The sequence below is a fragment of the Pusillimonas sp. T2 genome, assembly GCF_002236805.1.
Classification (GTDB): Bacteria; Pseudomonadota; Gammaproteobacteria; order Burkholderiales; family Burkholderiaceae_B; genus Neopusillimonas.
This window is the reverse complement of sequence record NZ_NIQA01000021.1, coordinates 1-13,988: the sequence shown is the minus strand read 5'-3', so window position 1 is coordinate 13,988 and position 13,988 is coordinate 1. Positions and strand designations below refer to the sequence as shown.

The 13,988-nt window shown below is 51.0% G+C and carries 14 protein-coding genes and 1 pseudogene; 14 read left to right on the top strand and 1 reads right to left on the bottom strand.

What is annotated here, in order from left to right; translation table 11 throughout:
• The 14 genes from PuT2_RS15955 to PuT2_RS15880 form a co-directional block, all read left to right on the top strand.
• Positions 1–239, top strand: a 239-nt coding sequence (locus tag PuT2_RS15955; RefSeq protein ID WP_216820830.1) for a hypothetical protein, incomplete at its 5' end; no start/stop codon positions are given.
• Between the two features lie 53 nt (positions 240–292).
• The gene (locus tag PuT2_RS15365; RefSeq protein ID WP_093971877.1) at positions 293–1,120 is read left to right on the top strand and encodes an NAD(P)-dependent oxidoreductase; all 828 of its coding nucleotides are present in this window, start codon (positions 293–295) and stop codon (positions 1,118–1,120) included.
• Entirely contained in the window at positions 1,113–2,501 is a 1,389-nt protein-coding gene (locus PuT2_RS15360) for an aromatic ring-hydroxylating dioxygenase subunit alpha (protein ID WP_093971876.1), read from the top strand. The genes PuT2_RS15365 and PuT2_RS15360 overlap by 8 nt, the downstream gene beginning before the upstream one ends.
• A complete protein-coding gene (locus PuT2_RS15355; RefSeq protein WP_093971875.1) occupies positions 2,498–3,046 on the top strand; it encodes a 3-phenylpropionate/cinnamic acid dioxygenase subunit beta in 549 nt (182 codons plus the stop codon). The genes PuT2_RS15360 and PuT2_RS15355 overlap by 4 nt, the downstream gene beginning before the upstream one ends.
• A gap of 86 nt (positions 3,047–3,132) precedes the next feature.
• Positions 3,133–4,095, top strand: a complete 963-nt coding sequence (locus PuT2_RS15350) for a PDR/VanB family oxidoreductase (protein WP_093971874.1) — start codon at positions 3,133–3,135, stop codon at positions 4,093–4,095.
• Between the two features lie 136 nt (positions 4,096–4,231).
• The gene (locus PuT2_RS15345; RefSeq protein ID WP_254047035.1) at positions 4,232–5,401 is read left to right on the top strand and encodes an ABC transporter substrate-binding protein; all 1,170 of its coding nucleotides are present in this window, start codon (positions 4,232–4,234) and stop codon (positions 5,399–5,401) included.
• A 105-nt stretch (positions 5,402–5,506) separates the two neighbouring features.
• Complete coding sequence (locus PuT2_RS15340; RefSeq protein ID WP_093971872.1) at positions 5,507–6,370, top strand: branched-chain amino acid ABC transporter permease; 864 nt, start codon at positions 5,507–5,509, stop codon at positions 6,368–6,370.
• Positions 6,371–7,342, top strand: coding sequence for a branched-chain amino acid ABC transporter permease (locus PuT2_RS15335; protein WP_093971871.1), 972 nt, complete (start codon positions 6,371–6,373; stop codon positions 7,340–7,342). It begins immediately after the preceding gene.
• On the top strand, positions 7,339–8,106 hold the full coding sequence (locus tag PuT2_RS15330; RefSeq protein WP_093971870.1) for an ABC transporter ATP-binding protein: 768 nt from the start codon (positions 7,339–7,341) through the stop codon (positions 8,104–8,106). The genes PuT2_RS15335 and PuT2_RS15330 overlap by 4 nt, the downstream gene beginning before the upstream one ends.
• Positions 8,103–8,840 (top strand): ABC transporter ATP-binding protein, encoded by a 738-nt coding sequence (locus PuT2_RS15325; protein WP_093971869.1) that lies wholly within the window; start codon positions 8,103–8,105, stop codon positions 8,838–8,840. Before PuT2_RS15330 ends, PuT2_RS15325 begins: the two co-directional genes overlap by 4 nt.
• Before the next feature lie 12 nt (positions 8,841–8,852).
• Positions 8,853–9,728, top strand: coding sequence for a LysR family transcriptional regulator (locus tag PuT2_RS15320; protein WP_093971868.1), 876 nt, complete (start codon positions 8,853–8,855; stop codon positions 9,726–9,728).
• Between the two features lie 108 nt (positions 9,729–9,836).
• Positions 9,837–10,673 carry a fumarylacetoacetate hydrolase family protein gene (locus PuT2_RS15315; RefSeq protein ID WP_093971867.1) on the top strand — a complete coding sequence of 279 codons (837 nt, stop codon included), beginning with the start codon at positions 9,837–9,839 and terminating at the stop codon, positions 10,671–10,673.
• Between the two features lie 110 nt (positions 10,674–10,783).
• Positions 10,784–11,746: a VOC family protein gene (locus tag PuT2_RS15310; RefSeq protein WP_093971866.1), complete on the top strand. Its 963-nt coding sequence runs from the start codon at positions 10,784–10,786 to the stop codon at positions 11,744–11,746.
• A gap of 358 nt (positions 11,747–12,104) precedes the next feature.
• On the top strand, positions 12,105–12,269 hold the full coding sequence (locus PuT2_RS15880; RefSeq protein ID WP_158214066.1) for a hypothetical protein: 165 nt from the start codon (positions 12,105–12,107) through the stop codon (positions 12,267–12,269).
• Here PuT2_RS15880 and PuT2_RS15305 read toward each other — a convergent pair.
• Positions 12,245–13,800, bottom strand: a pseudogene (locus PuT2_RS15305) (IS3 family transposase). The gene PuT2_RS15880 and the pseudogene PuT2_RS15305 sit on opposite strands and share 25 nt — an antisense overlap.
• Between the last annotated feature and the right edge of the window lie 188 nt (positions 13,801–13,988).

The window sequence follows — 13,988 nt, the reverse complement described above, 5'->3', positions numbered from 1 at the left end:
GACTTGTTCAGAGGTTCCTTAACCGTTCGACGTTCCGGATATCGTGGTACAGCAGCATTGGCATGCACGTCACAATGATGGTGCAGGACATCGCTGGTTGCGTTCTGCGGTCTTCAACACGCTTCAATCCGATGATGCTAGTGATCACAAAATTCGAACTAAATAAAAAAAATGCCATCTTCAAATGGCGCTGGATGTCTTCTAAAGTGACAGCAAGCAAACATCACTTAAAAGAATAATCCAGCATTCATAGATCAAGATTTCTTGATGCTGGGTTCATCAGGAGACAGCTATGAAAGTAGGCTTTGTTGGCCTCGGCATTCAAGGCAAGGGGCTGGCGAAGAATCTCGTTGAGGCGGGATTTGATGCAACAGTGTACGACCCAAGACCAGAGCCTTGTGAAGAGTTGGCTAAAATGGGAGCCAAAGTCGCCCGTTCTAATGCAGAACTTGCTAAAGATAAAAATGTTATCCAGATCTGCGTTCTTGATGACGCACAGTTAGAGGCTGTATGTCTTGGCAAGGACGGTGTGTTCGACGCTGCGAGTGAAGGCACGATTGTTGCTATTCACAGTACGGTCCGGCCAAAAACCATTCTTTCACTTCGTGAGAAAGCCAAGCCCAAAGGGGTCATCGTCATTGATGCTCCCGTCAGTGGTGGCGCTGCGGGTGCTGCCGGCAAACGTATGTCTTACATGGTTGGTGCTGATAAGACCCATCTGGAAATTTGCCGTCCCGTTTTCGAGGCCTCGGGAAAAAATATTACGCATACCGGGGACGTCGGCAGCGGCATACGCGCCAAGCTGGCCCATCAACTCATTATTTCAGTGAACATGCTTGCGGCCTACGAAGGCATGAAGCTGGGCGTAGCTGCGGGGTTATCGACAGACATCCTTGAGAAAGTGGTTAGGGAAGGGGTGGCGCAGAGTTTTGTTGCAAACCAATGGTCGAAATTGGCGCTGGGCCCGTTTGCTCCAGCGGTTTTCTATAAGGATCTGCAACTGTGTATTGAGCTTGCCCACGAGCTCGGCTTTGGTGTTCCTGGTGCTGCGCTGGCCCAGCAAATGATTGACATCATTCTCGAAGATCATCGCGTAATTAAGGAGATCGCTAATGACTGACATTAATAAATCAGCTTCTGGTGATTTGTTTGATCCCCAGAGCAAGGAACGAAATCTGAATTATTCAGCCCGTTCTTTGGTTGATATTGAAAACGGGGAGATTTCCAGATACATCTTTTCTGACGAACAGGTCTATAAAGACGAAATCGAAAGAATTTTTAAAAAGTCATGGCTTTATGTCGGGCACGAAAGCCAGATCAAGAATCCAGGTGATTATGTTTTATCGCGAATGGGTGATGAGTCTGTCATTCTGAATCGTGATAACGACGGGAAAATTCACGTATTTCTGAATACCTGTACCCATCGCGGCATGAAAGTGTGTCGTTACGACGAGGGCAATACCAGAAACTTCGTTTGTCCTTACCATGGGTGGTCATTCAGAAATAACGGTGATTTGGCCATTGTTCCTCAGTTCGAGGATACCTATAAAAACCACCCATTTGACAAGAAAGAATGGGGTCTGGTTGAGGTTGCGCAGATCAGCACACTCCGTGGCACCGTCTGGGCCACCTGGGCGGAAGATGCGCCGCCATTGAAAGAGTATCTCGGTGAGGCATTTTTCGGGCTTGATCGGGCCTTATCCCCGTGGGATGGCAGTGATGATGAAATTGAGCTTTTAGGCAGCCCTCAGAAATGGATCATCCCCTCGAACTGGAAAATCGTCGCTGAAAACTTTTCAGGTGATTTGGCACACAACATCAGCCACGCTTCTGTTGATAAGGTCGGTATTGGTACTGACAGTAAAGAGGGGCGTCGTGATGATCCAGGTGAATTCATATTAAGCGGTTACCCAGAAGGGCACGGCATTATTTTTGGTTTGAAACCACCAGGCCAAGAGCCGAATGATTATCAAACTTCTCCGATAACAACGGCGTACTACCTTGAAAACTGGCGTCGTCGCCAGGAGCGGCAAGGCGAAAGTGGTCGCGTCAATCCTGTCGTGGGCACCATCTTCCCGAATATGTCATTCCATGGTCAGCAACCGCGAACGATTCTGGTTGCCCACCCCAATGGGCCTGGTCAGACAGAGATGTGGCGAGTTTATTTTGTTGACAAGAAAGCCCCTCCGGAAGTGAAGGCCTTCTTGCGTCGATATTACACACGCTATTCCGGTCCGGCAGGTATGACCGAGCAAGATGACATGGAAAACTGGAACTACGCTACCTCAAGTTGTCTGGGAAGCGTGGCTCGTAATTTCCCTTTCAATTACAAGGCAGGCCTCGGTGCGACCCAATCGCATCCGCTCATTCCCGGTGCTGTAACAATGAATCCTGCGTTGCATACCGAGGAGAACGTACGCCGGTTGTATAAAAGATGGGCTGATGTCATGGATTCAAGTAATTGGCAAGAAATCAAAGCTAAATCGAAGGGAGGCAAATGATGACTGTCGAGAGTATGAATAATGTGAAGTACTTGAGCCTCATCAAGTCCGTTGAAGATTTTCTGTACTTTGAGGCAGATTTGCTCGACGAGAGAAGGTACGAAGAATGGCTAAAACTCTTGAGTGACGACATTCGATATCGCATTCCCCTGAGAAAGAACCTGCGGTTTTCGCAAAGCCATCGTGATATCAGCGATGAGAATGATATGTCCTGGATGGACGATGACAAGGAAACGCTGGTAAAGAGGGTCACTCAGATCATGACAGGCGTGCATTGGGCCGAGGAGCCCATGTCACGAGCATCGCATCTGGTCACGAATATTCGCATCGAGAATGTGGCTGAGGCTCTGGAGGGTGCGAGTGAGCTCTTCATATCGAGCAGGGCACTGGTACACAGAAGTCGTCTTGATACTGAAGTCGATTTTTTCATCGGTAGGCGTAAGGATATTTTGCGCGTGGTGCCCGGTGGTTACCAGTTGGCTTCTCGGACAGTCATTCTTGACCAATCGACGTTGCTTGCGAAAAATTTGACGATTTTCCTTTGACTCATAAAGGCTCATAGCGTCAACCAGGGTGTATTGGTTTTCCCATTAGAACCCTGGGTGCTGCAGTCAACATCAGAATATTAATCATGAGTATTACGAAAACTGTCGTTGTTCATAGCATCAAGCAAGAGGCTAAAGATGTGATCAGCCTTGACTTGCGTCCGTGCAACGAAGACAGCCTGCCCTCCTTCAATGCGGGGGCACATATTGACTTGCACCTCTCTAATGGCATGATCCGGAGCTACTCTCTGGCGAATTCGCCAAAGGAGCACAACAGGTACTTGATAGGTGTGCTCCGTGATCCTTCCAGTCGAGGGGGTTCTCTTCATGTTCATGACACCGTGCGCGAGGGGGATACGCTTGAGATTGGTCTTCCCCGCAACAACTTCCCTCTGGTTGAAGATGCACCGCATACGGTTTTTGTTGTCGGTGGTATTGGAGTGACGCCTCTGCTGTCGATGATGCATCGCTTGCGCCAGTTAGAACGATCATTTGAGGTAATGTATTTCTGCCGGTCTCGTGAAAGTGCAGCATTCCTTGATAAAATCCGGCAGTTTCAGGTCAAGACGCATCTTCATTTTGATGACGAGGCAAAGGGTCCTCCTGACTTGAAGCGCTTGCTTGGTGAGTGTGCCGGTGGGCCATCGAATCACTATTACGCATGTGGTCCGGCACCGATGCTGGATGCTTTCGTAGAGGTTTGCCGTGATCTGGGCTATGCCAATGCCCATATCGAGCGCTTTGCTGCAGTCAAGTCTGATGCGCCGGATTTGGCGGAGCAACAGACCTATAAGGTTGATTTGCTTCGATCAGGGCAAACACTGACAGTTGATGCTGGCCGTAAGTTAATCGACGTGCTGGTCGAGGCCAAGGTGGATATCGGGTTCAGCTGTAAAGAAGGTGTGTGCGGCGCATGCGAAGTCGAGGTGCTCGAGGGCACTCCCGACCATCGCGACTCGATTTATAGCCCTGACGAACATGCAGCAAACCGGACGATGATGGTGTGTGTTTCCGGGTGTAAGTCACCTCGGCTCGTTTTGAATTTATAGGGGTGTTGATGAAGTGGGCGGCTGCATCAAAGCGCTGCTGGTGTTTAAAAATATTTGGACATTTTCCTTCGAGGAAGGTGTTCCACCTTGCTGTGAAATACCTCGATAGAGGTTCATATAAATAACGGAGACAAGCATCATGAAAAAAATGTTGTTGAAAGCGGTGGGTTGTATTGGATTAAGTGCAGGCTTGATCGGAGGCGTACATGCTCAGGAAGTTTTCAAGATAGGCTTAGTTTTGCCTTTGACTGGGCCATTCTCTTCAATTGGCAAGCAGGCCGAGCTGGGTGCACGGTTGTATTTGTCAGAGCATGCTGACAAAGTGGCTGGCAAGAAAGTTGAAGTTATCCTGAAAGACGATACCAGTGTGACGGATGTCAGCCGACGCCTTACACAAGACTTGGTGGTCAATGACAAAGTCGATGCGCTGGCGGGTTTTTTGGTTACCCCAGCGGCACTGGCTGCTGCGGCAGTCGCTACAAAGGCAAAAGTGCCTATGGTAACCATGAATGGTGCGAGCTCAAGCGTGACTCGCGCTTCTCCTTTTGTCCTGCGCAGTAGCTTCACGGTAGCGCAAGCTGCGGTAGGTGTGGCTGAGTGGGCGCCGAAAAACGGCATCACCAAAGTCGTGACCCTTGTTTCAGACTATGCCCCGGGCGCTGACGCAGAAAAATATTTTTCAGAGCGCTTCACGGCCGCTGGTGGGCAAGTCCTGGAAAAGTTGAGAGTTCCGTTGCAAAGCCCGGACTTTGCACCTTTTTTGCAAAAGGCCCGAGATTTAAAACCTGATGCGCTTTTCGTGTTTGTGCCTGCCGGTGCTAACGCAGCTTTGATGAAGCAGTTTGTAGAGCGCGGTATGGACAAAGCGGGCATTCGTCTTATCGGAACGGGTGACATCACGGATGACGATATTGTGAATAGCATGGGTGACGTGGCTTTGGGTGTTATCACCTCACACCATTACTCTGTCGCGCATGATTCGCCAGAAAATCGCAAATTTGTCGAAGCTTTCAAGAAAGCCAATAACGGCTTACGTCCTAATTTCATGGCGCTCCAAGGCTATGACGGGATGCGTATGATTTTTGAAGGCGCCGAAGTTTCTAAAGGTCAAGGGGGCGAGGCTTTGCTTAAAGCCATGAAAAGCCTGACATTCGAGAGTCCTCGTGGACCCTTCAAAATCGATACCGACACGCGCGAGCTGATCCAGAACATCTACATCCGAAAAGTCGAAAAAGTTGATGGTGAGCTTTACAACATCGAGTTCGAGACGATCAAAGACGTCAAAGATCCTGTAGTGGCTAAGTAGTAGTCACTGATGATCAGTGAACGCAAGGGTGACGACAGCCGAGCTTTTGCGTTCACGCCTGCCACTACATAAAAACAACCTTCGTCGGCCGAGCGTTTCATTCTTATGTTTACATTATTATTTGATGGTATTGCCTATGGCATGCTGCTTTTCATCATGGCCGTAGGTCTGGTAGTCACCATGGGATTGATGAATTTCATCAATCTCGCACACGGTGCGTTTGCGATGGCTGGCGGGTACATCACGGTAGCCCTGATGCAGAATTATGGCGTTCCGTTCCTTTGGTGTTTATTGATTGCTTTTGTATCAGTTGCCCTGATCGGTGTGATTTGCGAACGTTTCATTTACCGTCCGGTTTACAACAAACCCCATTTACAGCAAGTTTTGTTCTCGATTGGTCTGACGTTCATGGCGATTGCCGGCACAGACTTTTTTATGGGTTCACAGCATCAGATCGTCCAGCTCCCTGAGTGGCTGCGTGGTCGAACTGAGTTATTTGGCGGTGCCCTGGGGATGGGGCATTACCGGCTTTTCATTATTTTGGTCTGCGCCATTCTGGCGATTAGTCTTCAGTACTTTTTGTCGAAGACCAGATTTGGAAGTCGCCTGCGTGCTGCCGTCGATGATCCGAGAGTTGCTGGGGGATTGGGGCTGAATACCAGTGCGATATTTGCCGTGACTTTCGCAGTAGGTAGTGGACTGGCTGGCTTGGGAGGCGCACTTGGTGCGGAGATTCTGGGTCTTGATCCAGCCTTCCCACTCAAGTTCATTGTGTACTTTCTGATTGTGGTTGCAGTCGGGGGAACCTCTTCTGTCACTGGCCCTCTTCTGGCCGCATTGCTGCTGGGTGTTGCCGATGTGATGGGCAAATATTACGTCCCTAAGCTTAGTGCATTCGTCGTCTATGTTTTGATGATTCTCATGTTGATCTGGCGACCTCAAGGCCTGTTTGTTCGAAAGGGAAAATAAATGAATATCGCTAAAGAGCTGTTAATAAAGCCTGCTCGATGGAACAAAGCGGAACTAGCATTCTGGATCATTGTTTTGTCTTTGCCATTCTTCGTGAGCCAGTATGCGTTGCTTATCAATGAGATTGCGGTCGTAGCGCTTTTTGCATTGTCCCTGGACTTGATTCTGGGCTTCACAGGCATTGTGTCTTTGGGGCATGCGGCCTTTCTGGGCTTTGGCGCCTATGTTGCGGGACTATTTGCAAAGCATGTATTCCCAGATCCGATTGTCGGTTTGTTGGTAGCTTCATTATCTACAGCATTGCTCGGGTTGATCTGTTCTTTCACCATTATCCGTGGAAGTGATCTAACACGGCTTATGGTGACTTTGGCGATGTCGCTGATTTTGTTTGAGATGGCGAACAAGTTTGATGGATTGACGGGTGGTGCTGATGGTTTGCAGGGCATAACTATTGGCCCACTCATGGGAATTTTCGATTTCGATCTTCAGGGTAAAACCGCGGCAGTCTATTCGCTGGTTGCGCTGACCATTTTGTTTTACATTTATAAGCGGTTAGTCAACTCGCCTTTTGGCGCCAGTTTAAAAGCGATTCGAGATAACCCCATCCGGGCAAAGGCAATTGGTATTCCCGTCACTGCCTTTTTGGCAATATCTTATACGCTGTCTGCTGCCGTTGCCGGGGTGGCTGGCGCGCTTCTCACGCAATCCAGCAGTTTTGTCTCGCTCGATGTGTTTTCGCTGGAGCGTTCCGCTGATGTTCTGTTGATTTTGGTGATTGGCGGGGTGGGCTGGCTTTACGGTGGCATTATTGGTGCCGTGATATTCAAGATTCTGCACAGTGTCATTTCCGACATCACGCCCCAATACTGGATTTTCTGGGCCGGTCTTTTCCTGGTTCTGCTGGTTCTTGTAGATCGCGGGCGCTTGGTAGCGCCGTTGGCATGGTTGCGGCAAAAAGGTGGGGCAACATGAGCAACGAAAATATTGTTCTTGAAACTAAAGGCCTTGTTAAAAAGTTTGGTGGTATCACGGCAACGAATGATGTCAATCTGGTGGTGCGTGCAGGCGCGCGCCATGCGCTGATTGGTCCTAATGGTGCAGGTAAAACGACCCTAATCAATCTGATTACCGGTCTGTTTCCGCCGACGACAGGTCATATTCTTCTTAATGGAAATGACATCACCACCCTGGCCCCCCACAAGCGTGTCGGAAGAGGGATGGTACGAACGTTCCAGATCAATCAGCTGTTCAATACGATGACCCCTTTGGAAACGCTGGCGATGGTTGTTTCAAGACAAATGGGGCTTGGTGACAGTTGGTGGCGACCACTTGGTCATCATTCCGGCGTTGTCGAGCGCTGCGAGCAGTTGCTTGAGCAGTTCAAGCTGACGGATGTTATCAGCAAGACGACGTCCCAGCTGCCCTACGGTAAGCGTCGCCTGATGGAAATTGCGGTGGCTTTGGCATGTCAGCCAAGGTTACTTTTGCTGGATGAGCCCGTTGCGGGTGTCCCCGAAGGTGAGCGTGAAGAATTGTTGCAGACGGTTTCTGATTTGCCTGCAGATGTTTCAGTGCTTCTTATTGAGCACGACATGGATCTGGTCTTCAATTTTTCGACCCATCTGACCGTCCTGGTCAATGGCGCGATTTTGACAGAAGGTACGCCGGGAGAAATCGCAAATGATCCGCAAGTCAAGTCGGTTTACTTGGGAAAAAGTCTTGAGGGAGGTGTATGACCGAGTTACTGAGTATCCAGGGTTTGTCGGCAGGTTACGACGAGGCCGTTATCTTGACTGACGTGGCGTTGCGTCTTGAAGAGGGGCAGACGTTAGCCTTGCTTGGTCGCAACGGTACAGGAAAAACGACGTTGATCAACACCATTGCAGGGGTGACGCGTTTGCATGCCGGAAGTATTCATCTTTCGGGTGAGCCGCTTCATCTCATGCCGTCGCATCGTCGTGCTGCAGCCGGCGTTGGTTGGGTGCCACAAGAGCGCAATATATTCAAGTCGCTGACAGTTCACGAAAATCTGACAGCAGTGGAGCGGTTGCCTAAGCACAAGACGGCTCACCGGGCCTGGAGGGCCGAGCGTGTTTACGAGATGTTTCCACGGCTTGCTGAAAGACGCTCAAACCTTGGATCCCAGTTGTCTGGGGGCGAGCAACAGATGCTGGCCATAGGGCGTGCACTGACTTTGAATCCACGGTTATTGCTTCTGGATGAGCCATTTGAAGGGTTAGCACCGATTATTGTTGAGGAGCTTGTGGATGCCATCGTCACGATCACCAAGGCGGAAGGCCTTTCAGCCATTATTGTCGAGCAGCAACCCGAGGTAATCTTGAATATCAGCGATTGCGCCATTGTCCTGGATCACGGCAGCGTTGTTTGTGCCAGTGACGCGAACGTGCTTTTGGATCGCCCTGACTTGCTCGAGCAAATGCTCGGGGTGGCAAAGCCGATGAGAGCCTAGCAAGGAAGCCGTGTGAAGATTAATCAATTGCGAGATGTGATCGCAGTCGCCAATAAAGGCAGCTTTCGGGCGGCTGCCCGTTATTTGAACATGACGCAGTCTGCGATCTCCAGAAGCATTAATGAGCTTGAGCGTGATCTCGGTACGGTGCTGTTTGACCGGCATGCACGCGGTGTTTTGTTAACCCCCATGGGAGAGCGTTTCGTTCAAAGGGCCAGTTTGGCGCTGAATGAGTTGCAGAGAGCGCGCGACGAATTGCAGCAGCTGCAGGGCAGCTACGTCGGGAAAGTATCGGTCTGTCTGTCCAGTGGAGCACTCGCCAAGCTTTTGCCGGGTGCCTTGCGATCGTTTCACAAAAAATTCCCTGACGTCACTTTAGAGCTGATAGAAGGGCAGTACTTCATTGCCGAGACAGGTTTAAAAGAGGGGTCCATTGACTTTTATATTGGCCCTGAGCCTCAGGGTGGGGTTGATGGGGATCTGGTTGTCGAGCACTTCTACGAAAACACGCTAGTTATTCTGGCTCGTCCCGGTCATCCGATGCTTGGGGCCCAGTCTTTACATGACCTTCAGGCGGCGCGATGGCTTAGCGCAGCCACGGCTCAGACGGATGAGGTCAGTCAGTTATTCATGGCGCATGGCTTACCCTCGCCGCATGTATCCATGTTCTGTAAAACGATACATACCATCATTCTGGCGGTTCAGCATTCCGATTTGGTTGCGCTTGTGCCCAAGCCCTTAGCTCAGTTCGGCATTTCGTTGGGCCTGAGCACGATTGATATTGATTGCTCTGTCAATAGTCCGCGCAGTGTCTTTATTCGCCGACTTGGCATGCCCTTGACGCCTGCAGCCGAGTATTTCAGCGAACGGTTGCGTATCGAAAATTAGATGGGTCATTACGGTGTCAAGTTTTGATGTCTTGTTTTTATGGTGAGTGTTTCCGTGGACATGCGGGACTCAGCTTGTTTTTGTGTTGGATGTAATCGGAGTGTTGATATGAAATTAGTACGGTACGGTCAGAAAGGAAGTGAAAAGCCGGGGGCAATTGACGCGCAAGGGAATCTTCGCGACTTATCTTTATTGGTTGATGATTTTTCTCCAGAGTGGTTGACGCCAGGAAAATTGCAGGCACTGAAGGCAATTGACCTTGAGCAGATGCCCTTGGTCAGTGAGCCAGTCCGCTTCGGTGTGCCGATTGCTGGTGTGCGACAGTTTGTTGCGATTGGTTTGAACTACAAGAAGCACGCCGAAGAGTCTGGATTGCCCATACCAGAAGAGCCCGTTGTGTTCACGAAAGCGATCACGTCGCTCAGCGGTGCAAATGATGACATTGTCATGCCTGAAAATGCGCAAGAGCTGGATTGGGAAATCGAGTTAGGCATTGTCATGGGATCGGTAGCGAACAAGATCGACGAGGCCAGCGCGCTGGATTTTGTTGCGGGCTATTGTTTGGCGAATGACGTTTCTGAGCGTCATTGGCAAATCAAGCGTAACGGGCAGTGGGGAAAAGGGAAAAGTTTTGAAACTTTCGGCCCGCTCGGGCCCTGGCTGGTCACAAAGGATGAGGTGCCAAACCCGCATGCACTTGAAATGACACTTAAAGTCAACGGTGAAATCCGTCAACAAAGTAATACGGCTGACATGATTTTTCCTGTTGCCACGATTGTGTCTTACTTAAGCCAGTTCATGACGTTGTTACCTGGCGATGTCGTTATTACTGGCACGCCGCAGGGTGTCGGTTTAGGCATGAAACCTCCCCGGTTTTTAGCGCGAGGTGACGTTATGACCTTGAGTATCGACAAGTTGGGGACCCAAACTCAAAGGGTCATTTAATTCGGGCTTGTTGTTTTATTTCAAGCGGCATGTTCCGTACATGTATCGGCTCATGTCGCTGTAAGCGCTCAGAACAATAGATGCGCACGAAAGAATCAGGAGACATGTTCATGAGAAGTTTTCCAGTGCAGACCCGCAGGCCTGGTGTTTTAGCCGTACATTCTGTTGACGAATTCGTTTACAGCGTTCCTCAACTTGAGGAAGCCAAACGCTTCTATACGGCGTTTGGTTTGGACGTTAAAGATGAAAATGGCTGGCTTGGTCTATACACCGACAATAACCCCCACCGCTGGGCGCGTATTTATCAGTCAGGTCAGAACAAGCGATTACAGTGGTTGACCTGGGGTATTTACCACGATGATTGGACAGCTTTCGAGGCCCATCTAAAGGCGAAGGGTGTCCGATTGATTGAGGCGCCGGCGATGGCTCAAGCAATCAACGATTCTGATGGGCTTTGGTTTGAAGGGCCGGATGGATTGGCTCAGCGACTGCGTGTTGCCGCGAAATGTTCACCCAGCGTGAAATCCAGAAGTCATTTTCCGGTGCAACACTGTAATAAAGGCAGGGCACCTCAACGTAGCCAGGTCACACAAGTTCGACCACGCCATCTGTCGCACATTCTGACCTTTACTGCGGATGTTGAGCGCAGCATGGCGTTTTATCTTGATGTACTAGGGTTACGCTTGTCGGACCGCTCTGATTTTGCGATTGCATTTTTGCATACGCCCCATGGCAGCGATCATCATTTGCTAGCGTTGGCAGTATCAGAAGGTTACGGTCTTCATCATAGCAGTTGGGATGTTTCATCGTTCGATGATGTGGGTCTGGGCATGCAGCAAATGATTCAAGCTGGCTACGATCGTGGCTGGGGGATGGGTAGGCATGTACTTGGATCGAATTATTTCCGGTATGTCCGCGATCCTTGGGGTAGCTATGCGGAATACTCTTTCGACATTGATCACATTCCTAGTACCTTCGATTGGCCCTCAGGTAATTTTCTGCCTGAGGACTCCATCTATGTGTGGGGTCCTGATATTCCAGAAGACTTTATTCAAAACTTTGAAACGGTTTAGTGGCTGCTGTTCATGTTTTCTGGGCGAGCAGCCCCGCAGGGGCCATTCCAGATGCCACAGCCCGATATCCCGGCAGCGTCCTGAGGTGACATAGTGCGCTGCAAATGCTGCTGAAAATTATCCGGCTGCTGAGAAATCTATCCTAGATTGACCTTGCGGTAGCTTGGGCAGTCAATGTCGATCACTTCTACACTCAGTTGCACGCCAGAGTTCGACAGTTTGCCGCCTTCGGGCGGTTTTTCTTTGCCTGTTTTCTTTAAAAATCAATGACCTTGAAACTCTGAATAACTCTATTTGTACTGGCAATTTCCATGTTTAATGTATTGGCACATAGTGGTGTTTATGCTAAAATCTCGCCATGTACATCAAAATCACCCGCTCAGGCGACAAGAGCTACGTTCAGCTGGCTGAGTCTTACCGCAACGAACAGGGCAAACCGCGTCAGCGTGTTGTCGCCAACCTGGGTCCGGTGTTTGTCAACAATGATGTCCGTTTTCTTCATGCGGCGCGGCTGAGTTTGTGATCGTCGGCGGCACTTTCTTTCGGCGGGTTTAACCACACCTCGCCAATTGGGTTCCAGTCACGCGTGTGGCGGCCCTTCCAACGCTGAGGCATGGATTGTTTGGCCGCTTCGTAGACGCAGCGGCGGCGTTCAAGAATGGCGTGCTCCAGCCCATAATGTCGCTGCTCGGGTGTCACGAACTTGATGCCGCTGTGGCGGTGCTCCGTGTTGTACCAAGTCACGAAGCGCAGCACCCATTGGCGTGCCTGCTCGATCGAAGCAAACGGCTTCTTCGGATAGGCTGGGGTGTATTTCAGCGTTCTGAACAGGGCTTCAGAGTAGGCGTTGTCGTCACTCACCGCCGGCCGGCTGAACGACGGCACAATGCCCAGACGCTGCAAGGTCGCCAACATGGTGGCGCCTTTCATGGGCGAGCCGTTGTCGGCATGTAGCACCAGCGCGTCTTGGCGCACTCGGTGACGCAGGCATGCTTTGGTGATGAGCATGGCAGCATGTTCTGCGCGTTCGTCCTCGTGGATTTCCCAGCCCACAATCATGCGGCTGTACACATCCATCACCATGTACAGGCGGTAGAACTGGCCACGAACAGCGGTGGGCAAGAACGTGATGTCCCAGCTCCAGGTTTTCAGCGGCGCACTTGCCAACCATGCATGCGGCTTGGGGACTGTTCTGGGCGGTTGGGCACGACCGCGCCGATTAGCTTGCCCATGCTCGCGCAAGACCCGATAAAACGTCGATTCGCTTGCCAGGTAAAGCCCCTTGTCGGCCAAGCGGGGCACAATCTGTGAAGGCGGCAGGCTCTGGTATTCGGGGCTGTTGCAGGTGGCAAGAATTTCTTCCTTTTCAGCCACACCGAGAGCATGGTAGCAAGGCCTGCGCAGCGCGCCTTTGCGACGATCAATCAGGCTTTCGGCTGCACGCCAACGACGCAACGTCCTGCACGTCAGCCCCAGCACCGCGCAGGCTTTGGATTGACGTGCACCGGCCTGGACAGCTTCATTGATCAAGACCATGGCCATCTGTTTCATCTCCAGAGGAATCAGTCGTCCTCGTTCGTGCCCCAGATGGCCTGGGCTTTTTTTGATAAGGTCAGCAGCGCCGCCGCTTCGGCCAACGCTTTCTCCTTTCTGCGAAGCTCCTTTTCCAGCGCACGGCTTTTCTTGCGCTCGGCCGCCAAGTCCGATTTGCTCGATGGTGCGGCCTCTCCCGGCTCGGACGCTTCAAAAGCAGCCTTCCACGCATCGATCTGTTCAGGATACAGCCCATGCTTGCGGCAATACTCCGAGCGCTCGGCCTCGTTCATGGCCGCCGTCTGAATCACCGCCGCGAGCTTCGCTTTGGCATCCCACTGATCGGCTATCGTGGATTTCTTGGGCACGACATATCCTTTGGCACGAAACTGCTTCTTCCAGTTGTACAAAGTCGCCTCTGAGACCCCGATTTCCTGGCTTAGGCTGGCTACCGTCCGATTATGCGGCGGCATCAATTTCCTGACTGTCTGTTCTTTGAATTCTGGGCTGTAGCTGGGCACTTCTTCACTCCGACCGCCCCCTCAAATACTAATGTTAAACGAGCGGACATCTATTGTGACTGAGGGGGGGTCGGCTGGACGAATCCTCCAGTCAGGCTAACGCCATCCTCGCCGCCCTGCTCAAGGCATCCGGGCAACCCGCAGGCAATGCCGCCAGCCTGCTATCCACTGTCCAGTTTGAAGCGGCT

Excerpts from the sequence above, each read along its gene's own strand:
- PuT2_RS15365 (WP_093971877.1), top strand. The coding sequence starts at position 293 with ATGAAAGTAGGCTTTGTTGGCCTCGGCATTCAAGGCAAGGGGCTGGCG.
- PuT2_RS15360 (WP_093971876.1), top strand. The coding sequence starts at position 1,113 with ATGACTGACATTAATAAATCAGCTTCTGGTGATTTGTTTGATCCCCAG.
- PuT2_RS15355 (WP_093971875.1), top strand. The coding sequence starts at position 2,498 with ATGATGACTGTCGAGAGTATGAATAATGTGAAGTACTTGAGCCTCATC.
- PuT2_RS15350 (WP_093971874.1), top strand. The coding sequence starts at position 3,133 with ATGAGTATTACGAAAACTGTCGTTGTTCATAGCATCAAGCAAGAGGCT.
- PuT2_RS15340 (WP_093971872.1), top strand. The coding sequence starts at position 5,507 with ATGTTTACATTATTATTTGATGGTATTGCCTATGGCATGCTGCTTTTC.
- PuT2_RS15335 (WP_093971871.1), top strand. The coding sequence starts at position 6,371 with ATGAATATCGCTAAAGAGCTGTTAATAAAGCCTGCTCGATGGAACAAA.
- PuT2_RS15330 (WP_093971870.1), top strand. The coding sequence starts at position 7,339 with ATGAGCAACGAAAATATTGTTCTTGAAACTAAAGGCCTTGTTAAAAAG.
- PuT2_RS15325 (WP_093971869.1), top strand. The coding sequence starts at position 8,103 with ATGACCGAGTTACTGAGTATCCAGGGTTTGTCGGCAGGTTACGACGAG.
- PuT2_RS15315 (WP_093971867.1), top strand. The coding sequence starts at position 9,837 with ATGAAATTAGTACGGTACGGTCAGAAAGGAAGTGAAAAGCCGGGGGCA.
- PuT2_RS15310 (WP_093971866.1), top strand. The coding sequence starts at position 10,784 with ATGAGAAGTTTTCCAGTGCAGACCCGCAGGCCTGGTGTTTTAGCCGTA.
- PuT2_RS15880 (WP_158214066.1), top strand. The coding sequence starts at position 12,105 with ATGTACATCAAAATCACCCGCTCAGGCGACAAGAGCTACGTTCAGCTG.